6 protein-coding genes are annotated in these 8185 nt (G+C 57.7%); 3 read left to right on the top strand and 3 right to left on the bottom strand.

The window, feature by feature from the left end; all coding sequences use genetic code 11:
- Positions 1-345: 345 nt before the first annotated feature.
- The gene (tmaR, locus tag PG899_RS23315; RefSeq protein WP_016352207.1) at positions 346-663 is read left to right on the top strand and encodes a PTS system regulator TmaR; all 318 of its coding nucleotides are present in this window, start codon (positions 346-348) and stop codon (positions 661-663) included.
- Positions 664-879: 216 nt separating this feature from the next.
- The gene (locus PG899_RS23310) at positions 880-3963 is read left to right on the top strand and encodes a transglycosylase domain-containing protein (RefSeq protein WP_011707626.1); all 3084 of its coding nucleotides are present in this window, start codon (positions 880-882) and stop codon (positions 3961-3963) included.
- Between the two features lie 86 nt (positions 3964-4049).
- Here PG899_RS23310 and yjgA read toward each other — a convergent pair whose 3' ends face one another.
- Complete coding sequence (gene yjgA, locus PG899_RS23305) at positions 4050-4574, bottom strand: ribosome biogenesis factor YjgA (protein ID WP_010635921.1); 525 nt, start codon at positions 4572-4574, stop codon at positions 4050-4052.
- 228 nt (positions 4575-4802) lie between these two features.
- On the opposite strand from yjgA, the gene PG899_RS23300 reads away from it, so the two are divergent.
- Positions 4803-6098: a tyrosine-type recombinase/integrase gene (locus tag PG899_RS23300; protein ID WP_190283808.1), complete on the top strand. Its 1296-nt coding sequence runs from the start codon at positions 4803-4805 to the stop codon at positions 6096-6098.
- A 248-nt stretch (positions 6099-6346) separates the two neighbouring features.
- Here the strand turns inward: PG899_RS23300 and PG899_RS23295 are convergent, their stop codons facing one another.
- Both PG899_RS23295 and PG899_RS23290 read right to left on the bottom strand, forming a co-directional pair.
- Positions 6347-7021, bottom strand: coding sequence for a KilA-N domain-containing protein (locus tag PG899_RS23295; protein WP_190283807.1), 675 nt, complete (start codon positions 7019-7021; stop codon positions 6347-6349).
- Between the two features lie 200 nt (positions 7022-7221).
- Positions 7222-8106 carry a hypothetical protein gene (locus PG899_RS23290; RefSeq protein ID WP_270697771.1) on the bottom strand — a complete coding sequence of 295 codons (885 nt, stop codon included), beginning with the start codon at positions 8104-8106 and terminating at the stop codon, positions 7222-7224.
- Positions 8107-8185 lie beyond the last annotated feature (79 nt).

Below are 8185 nucleotides of genomic sequence, written 5' to 3'. Positions count from 1 at the left end.
GCGCCGATGGTAGTGTGGCATTCGCCATGCGAGAGTAGGACACTGCCAGGCACCCAACACGAGAAACCCCGCTCATCTGAGCGGGGTTTTTTATTGCCTGAAATTCGTCTTATCTCACCCCTGGAATGTCCCTTCAGATGGGGAGCCTGTGCTGCTTTCCACCCTGTTGTTCACTCGACTCTCTCGTGCCGAAACCCGGTGTCAGGCCTGCAATTAGGGTTGTATCTGCCTCATAACTCGGTAGAGTAAAGGCATCTTGGGTTGGCCCGTACTCTCTCATGCTGGTTTCTTTAGTACGGATGCAACTTGGCCTGCTTTTATCAACCTTACGTCAGTGGTATCGATATGGAACAAGTAAACAAGTCCACCTTCAGCGATGTACTGGAATATGTGCGTATGTCCCGTCGTCAGAACAAACTCAAGCGTGAAATTGCGGACAACGAGAAGAAGGTCCGTGACAACCAGAAGCGGGTGTTGCTGCTCGACAACCTGAGCGATTACATCAAACCGGGTATGAGCATCGATGAGGTGCAAGCCATCATCGCCAACATGCGGGCTGATTATGAAGAGCGTGTGGACGACCACATCATCAAGAATGCTGAGCTGTCCAAAGAGCGTAAAGAGCTGAGCACCAAGCTCAAGGCGATGAGTTCCAGTAAATAAGCCTGTTCACTGTCTTCTCAAAACACCGGCCATAGGCCGGTGTTTTGCTTTCTGTCATCAGCTCGGATCTCTCACCGCGCTGCAACAATCGGCTCCCCTTTTTATGATCGCCCTGTTACCATCACTACAAAGCGGTCAATAGTTTTCAAGCCATTGACTTGAAACGACTAAGCTTGAGTGAAACACAATAAATTGCGCAACCATGGTGGGGCTGATATGGGCGCATCAGAACAGACGGATTTGAACAAAGTGGCATCTCAGGATTCATCTGTCCCAAGCGCGGACGGCAAGTACAAGCGCAAGCGTCGTTCCTGGTGGCGCTGGTTGTTCTGCTTTTTCTTTTTGCTGTGCCTGGCTGCGGTAATTGCTCTGGTCGGTTATGAGATGCAGACTTCCCGCCTGCAATCGCAGGAGATCTCCCGCTATGCGGCCAAGCTGACCTATCAGGTCGAACCGGGCCCCAGCAAGCAGATTGCCTTCCCCGAAGACGGTCCCTTCGACAAGCGGCTCGGTTATGTGCTGTTGCCCATGATGCAGGAGCGCTTGCTGCAACGGGGTTATCAGGTCAGCGAGCAGGTACATTTCTCCGACGCCTTGTATGACTACGCCAGTCGCGGCTTTTTCGTGCCTTATACCGAGAAGGTGCAAGCCGGCCTGACCCTGCATGACTGTCGGGCGGAACCCTTCTATCAATTCAAGTATCCGACCCACTATTACCCGGATTTCGCCTCCATCCCGCCGCTGGTGATCCAGTCGCTCTTGTTCATCGAGAACCGCGACTTGCTCAGCAATGAGCAGCCACTGGCCAATCCGGCCGTGGATTGGCCCCGTTTTGCCAAGGCGGCCATGTCGCAGGTCGGCAAGGCGCTCGATATGCAGGATCAATCGGCCGGCGGCAGCACGCTGGCGACTCAGGTCGAGAAGTATCGCCACTCGCCGGATGGCCTGACGCTGTCACCCACCGAGAAGATCCGTCAGATGGCGTCCGCCAGTGTGCGGGCCTACCGGTTGGGCCCCAAGACGCTGGAGGCGCGCAAGCTGGTCGCCTGGGCCTACCTCAACTCGGTACCGCTCTCTGCGGCTCCCGGCTATGGGGAGGTGCACGGCCTGGGGGATGGTCTCTGGGTATGGTTTGGCGCCAATGTGGACGAGGTAAACCGGCTGCTGGATCCTGCGCGCAACCAGGATGCCTCGCTGGCGGAGCAGGGCCTGGCGCTGCGCCAGGTGGTCTCGCTGATGATCGCTCACCGTCGTCCCTCCTACTATCTGGCGCAGGGGCGTGATGCACTGGCGACCCTGACCGACAGCTATCTGCGGCTGTTCGTACAGGAGGGGATGATCACGCCGCCGCTGATGGAAGCCGCGCTGAAGGCCAAGATCTCGTTCCGTGATTTCTTGCAGTCCCCGGCGGTGACCAAGGTCAACAACAACAAGGGCCTGCAAGTTGCCCGCACCCGTCTGAGCCGTCAGCTCGGGGTGCAGCTCTATGATCTGGACCGACTCGATCTGACGGCCGATACCAGCCTCAACATGCCGCTGCAAAATGAGGTCTCTCGCTACCTGCAGCAGCTGGCCGATCCGACGTTTGCAGCTCAGGTAGGGCTGTTTGGTGAGCGCCTGCTCTCGCCGGAGAAGACGGGAGACGTGAAGTACAGCTTCACGCTGTTCGAGAAATCCCCGCAGGGCTTCAAGGTGCGGGTGCAGACCGACAACACGGATCAGCCGTTCGACATCAACGAGGGCAGCAAGCTGGAGCTGGGGTCAACTGCCAAGCTGCGGGTGTTGACTACCTACCTGGAGATCGTCTCCGAGCTGCACGACAACTACGCGGACATGTCGGCCGAGAGCCTGCGTAAGATAGAGGTATCGGAGCAGGACAACATCAGCCGCTGGGCCGTATCCTACCTGATGACCGCCAAGGACAAGAGCCTGCCACCCATGCTGGAGGCGGCGCTCGATCGCAAATACTCCGCCAGCCCGAACGAGGGATTCTTCACCGGCGGCGGCATGCACACCTTCAACAACTTCCGGCGTGAGGACAATGGCCGCATCCCGGCCATTCGCGACGCGCTGCGTGAATCCATCAACCTGCCGTTCGTGCGTCTGATGCGTGACATAGTCCGCTACAGCCTCTACCGGGAGGGCAACCGTGCCCAGCTGCTCAAGGATGACAAGGATCCGCGCCGTACCGAGTATCTGGCCAAGTTTGCGGATAAAGAGGGGCAGACCTATCTGCTGCGCTTCTGGCGCAAATACCGTGGCAAGACTGCGGATGAACAGCTCGATACCTTCCTGGATGGTCTCAAGCCCAGCGCCGTGCGCCTGGCCGCAGTACACCGTTACCTGATGCCGGATGCGTCGCAGGAGACGTTCGCTGCCTTCCTGGCGAAGCGTCTGCCGCGGGAGAAGCTGAGCGATCGTCGTATCGAGCAGCTCTATACCAGCTATGGTCCCGGCAAGTATTCGCTGCCGGATCAAGGCTATATCGCCCGGGTGCACCCGCTGGAGCTGTGGCTGCTCTCCTATCTCAAGGAGTTCGACAAGGCGACTTTCGCCGATGCCGTCGAGGCGAGCCGGGACGAGCGGCAGGAGGTCTACAGCTGGCTGTTCAAGACCCGCCACCGCAGCGCCCGCGACAGCCGGATCCGCACCATGCTGGAGGTCGAGGCCTTCCTCGACATCCATCAACGCTGGGCCAGACTGGGCTACCCGTTCGATCACCTGGTGCCGTCGCTGGCAACGGCCCTGGGCAGCTCGGGCGACCGCCCTGCTGCGTTGGCCGAGCTGATGGGGATCATCCAGAACGGCGGTATTCGTGCGCCGACCCTGCGCATCGAGCATCTGTCGTTTGCCAAGGGCACGCCGTTCGAAACCGAGTTCCAACCGGCGCAGACCGAGGGGACCCGGGTGCTGCCGGTCGAGGTGGCCACCGCGCTGCGCAACGCGCTGTCGAAGGTGGTGGAAGGGGGCACGGCCAGACGGATTGCCGGTGCCTTCGCCCTGCCGGACGGTACCGTGCTGCAGATGGGAGGCAAGACGGGGACGGGCGACAACCGGATTGAAACGGTCGGCCGCTACGGCAACGTGACCAGCTCGCTGGCTCGCAACCGGACCGCCACCTTCGTCTTCTATCTGGGAGAGGATCACTTCGGCACCCTGACGGCCTATGTGCCGGGCAGCCAGTCCGACAAGTTCCGCTTCACCTCGGCCCTGCCGGTGCAGGTGCTCAAGGGGATGGCTCCGCTGCTGATGCCGTATCTGCAGCCAGGCACTCATACCCAGTGCATGGCGGGCAGCTGACAGTTGCAGCGACACGAAAACGGGGCCATATTGGCCCCGTTTTATTTCGTACTGTTCATCGCCGGTCGGCGACGGTGAGTCATCACTTACAGCAGATCTTCGATCTCGCCGCGCAGATACTGGTACATCTCGCGATAGGCCACCGGCGGCTTGTTCAGCTCCCGCTCCTTGTTGGCGGTGCGGATCAGCTGGCGCAGCTTCTGACGGTCCAGTTCGTGGAATTGGGACATCAGCTCGTTGAGGGCGCTGTCGCCTTCATTGATCAGCCGCTCACGCCACTGCTCCAGCCGGTGCAGGCGGGCGTTCACGGTGGAGTGGCGATTCTTGATGATGGAGAGCGCCTCGACGATGGGCTCCACATCGCGGCTGCGCATCAACCGGCCGATGAACTGCAGGTGGCGACGGAAAGACTCGTCCTTCTTCGGCTTGAGCTTGCGGCCCAGCTCGACCGCTTCGGCCAGCTCTTCATCCAGCGGGATCTTCTCCAGCTCGCTGTGGCTGAGGGAGACGATCTCTTCCCCCATCTTCTGCAAGGCTTCGGCATCGCGCTTGAGCTGGCTTTTGCTGGGGCCCCAGTCTTCCCACTCGTTGTCGTCTTGATATTGACTCATCGGTCTCTTGATTCCTGTCATTCACGTTTGGTGGATATGTTACCAGCTTCTCCCGCTGGGCGCAGGGGTCTGATATGCTTAGCCCCTTTCCTTCCTTCATACAGATGTGAGTTATGGATCAGCAAGCTCTTTATCTTGCGCTCCAAGACCCGCATAAACTCTGCATTTCAGTAGGTTACGTGTGACCGACTCTATGTTTGATGGTATGTTTTGTAGAGGGTAAAAGCAATGAAACACCTAGTCAAGAAAGCCAATCGCTACTACATACACTGGAACATCCCCAAAGACGTCAGGCACCTGTTTGACGGTCTTGCCATCTACAGCCGAAGCCTGAAAACCGACAACCTCGGACAGGCGATCATGCGCAGAGACCAGCTCCTTACCGAACTTGAAGGTATCGTCAGGAAGGCTCGGGTTAACCCTGAGCGACAGCAGTTCCTTGCACTCGTCAAAGAGATTCGCAAGGCTGCCGGAGAGCCCCCGATAGAACAAGACGAAGAGAACATCGAAGAGGCATGGAGCACAGAGCTTCAAGTAGCCATCGAGAAAGGCGACACGGTACGCGCTGACGCCATCAGGGCGGCTATGGGATGGGGAGCGGAAGGGATAGAGGCGAAGTACGGGATCACCCTCATGGAGGCCACCAAGCTCTACACAGAGACAACCGAAGAGTCCCTAGACCCATCGACCCTTAGCCGGTTGAACCTTGCCCCTGTGTCGTTCGCCTCGTTCCTCAAGCTCAAGGACATTCACCTTGCCGACATAGACAAGCGGGACGTCATCGCTTGGGTCATGGAGTGTGCCAAGGACAAAGCCCCTCGCACGGTCAAGGCGTATGCCACTTGTCTGTCCAAGGTGTGGGACTGGGCCTATCGAAGCAAGGAAGTCAGCGGAGAGAATCCCTTCAAGGACTTGGACATTCGGCTTACCTCTTCAGGCACCAAGCGGACAGCCTTCACGGTTGAACAAGTCGCTGCACTTCTGGAAGGCGCTGGGCCAGCCATGTACTCCTTGATGAAGTTTGCCTTGGTGACTGGGTGTCGTCTCGGGGAACTCGTCACGATCACAGCGGCAGACTTCCACGAAACGGACGGGGTGCATTACTTCACGATCAAAGACGGTAAGACAGCGAACGCAGCACGTAATGTCCCGCTCCCTGTCGCTTTGTGGGAAGAGTTGAAGGCGGTCGTAGAGTCGGAGCTTTGGACGCGCACAGAGACGCGGACAAGGCCATCCAGCGCACAGTATTGGTCTGTCATGTTCCAAAAGCACAAAGACGCAGTGCTGGGCGATCAGTGTAGCGCGGTATTCCACAGCTTCCGCAAGATGGCAGCTACGGGATACCAGCGGGCACAGGTCTTTGAGGGGATCGCAGCGGGAATCCTGGGACACAGCCGGAAGGGCCTCACGCTGTCCTACGGGCTCTATGCCACAGGCTTTGAACTCCAGCAGCAGCTTGAAGCCGTCGAGACCATGCTTGCGTCTGACTACATGTCCCAGTTCCTCAAGTTGTTCAACAAGTAACCACCTCGAAAAAAAAGCCCCCTCGGTGAACATCAGGTCTGATCCTGAAGTCCGCCAAGGGGGCTTTGTCGTTTGGTTGTCAGATAGTCTTCTGAATTTCAGAGGACATAGGTGGTGTGGGCTGAAGGAGCATCCCTTGTGAACCCTTTGGTATCCCGTTTAGGCCACGCCAGTGGACCCGTGTGGTGTACGGTTAAAATTTGTGCGTCACGTTCCGTTACGGTCAATTTGTCTTCTTCGGCAGCGTATCACCCCAGCAGCTCACCATTCTGTGAGGTCTCCACGTTGAGCATGGCGGCGACCTTGTGATAATCCAGCCCTACCTTCAGGCCCATTGTGATCGTCTCCATGCAAGCGATCAGAGCGTTCATACAGGGGGCGTTGGATACCTGCTTGATGTACTCCTTGGCTGACCCATTCTTGCCTGTAAGGACAGATGGGACATACCCAGTGGCAGCCTTGCAGGCCAGCCTGTAGAAGTTACCGTAGGCTTTCCCGCACATGTCGATCCCATTGGCCTTGATTGCATTGTTCATGGCCTTGCGGGCGACGTCGTGCTTCTCCAGCAACTCAGGGGACACAGCGACAGACTCAGCGATAGCGGCTGCCTGCATGGTATTGCCCTTGGTCAGCTCGTCGAAAGCGTCAAAGACTGCATCCTCGAACTCGCTGGAGCAGTACGCAGCGAAGGCCAGCAGGCCCCGCTTGTTTACCCAAGTGCCGCCTCCACGGTCAGCACGGGCTTTGCTGGTACATACGGAAAATTTACGGATGTAGATTTCATCCAGTGATCGCGCCCAGCCATCCAGAGCATTTACCTGGCCGCCAGTAGCAGCCCAAGCCTGACTCAGAGCTGTCGCATGGTATTGCCCTTGTTCGTTGGTGGGGATAGTGAAGGTGTTACCGTTGAAAGTGATCTTCATAAATGGGTTCCTTATGTTGTGCCTCTCATGCCGTTCCCCCTCCAGCAAGCCCCCACTGCTTAACCCATAGGCAAGCTGGAGCAGCAGAAGAAGCACGACATAAAGACGCAGTGATTGATTGAGTGACGGTCGGGGAGTGACCGGATGTATTGCTTAGGTCAGGGAGAATGACCCCCAGAGGGCTCTAGGGGTCGATTGGATTAGCGGAAGAATGACTCGAAGGGGTTGCTCGATACTTCCTTCAGCTTACGCACCGGATAGCCAGCGCCTACCTGTTCGTACTGGTCAGCGTGTTCCGTGCGGCGGGAAGGTTCGTCCTTACCGTAGGTCACGTCCTGCTGTTTGAACTCGCTGGCAGTCTTCTTGAACATGTCAGGGGTGACTTTCACCATCAGGCCGAAATTGTCCTTGTGCTGGAAGATCAGCGAACCATCCAAGTCAGTAAACTGGTGCCACTTGTCTAGCGTCTGGTTGGTCCCGAAGTACGCATTGGAGGCGTTCGCTAAGGTCTTGTCGATGGTCGTGTTAAGGACCTCATTCAGCACCTTGTCTTCGATGTGAACCCCGAGCGTTTCCCCCAGCATGTTGCGCACTCCGGTAATGCCGGTAACGGTCACACCATTGGCGTCGTGGGTGTCTGCTGTGACGTACTCAGCGGCTTTCTCAGAGGCTTCCGCAGGGGACAGGCCGAAGTGCATCAGGCCCTCTTTCTCACGCTTGTACGCCTCTCGCTGGGTCATGTTCAAGCCAGCCATCACCTCGCTGTCCCTCTTCCGTTCATCTGCTGAATTGACCGGAAGCATGTACGGGGTGGCGGTGGTGAGGGACCGATACAGAGACCCAGCGAAATCTTCCCCAGACTTACGACTTAACATCAGGGCAGCCTGCACAGCCTGTCGTTGTGTCTTGGTCAGCCCTACGCCTTCCAGAGCGTCCACACCTCCACGCACGTCGAGATACATCTGGAGGGTGTTCGCTGCTGCTTGGAAGGTCTGGGAGGGGGTCTTGCCGTCAGGGGACACGGGGTTAGCAAACATGGCTTCCATCAGGTGCTTGTCGGTGTTCAGGACGGACGTTGCGGCCACTGTGCATATTCCGGCCGATCATGAACACCAATTCCGATTCAACGTGAACACCATTTCCGGACCAATGTGAACGCTCATT

The organism is Aeromonas sp. QDB39, assembly GCF_027707585.1.
GTDB classification, from domain to species: Bacteria; Pseudomonadota; Gammaproteobacteria; order Enterobacterales; family Aeromonadaceae; genus Aeromonas; species Aeromonas hydrophila.
The sequence above is the reverse complement of the archived record's forward strand: the minus strand, read 5'-3'. Positions and strand labels throughout refer to the sequence as shown.

Coding starts and splice junctions, on each gene's coding strand:
- tmaR (WP_016352207.1), top strand. CDS start 346: ATGGAACAAGTAAACAAGTCCACCTTCAGCGATGTACTGGAATATGTG.
- PG899_RS23295 (WP_190283807.1), bottom strand. CDS start 7,021: ATGAAGATCACTTTCAACGGTAACACCTTCACTATCCCCACCAACGAA.
- PG899_RS23300 (WP_190283808.1), top strand. CDS start 4,803: ATGAAACACCTAGTCAAGAAAGCCAATCGCTACTACATACACTGGAAC.
- PG899_RS23310 (WP_011707626.1), top strand. CDS start 880: ATGGGCGCATCAGAACAGACGGATTTGAACAAAGTGGCATCTCAGGAT.
- yjgA (WP_010635921.1), bottom strand. CDS start 4,574: ATGAGTCAATATCAAGACGACAACGAGTGGGAAGACTGGGGCCCCAGC.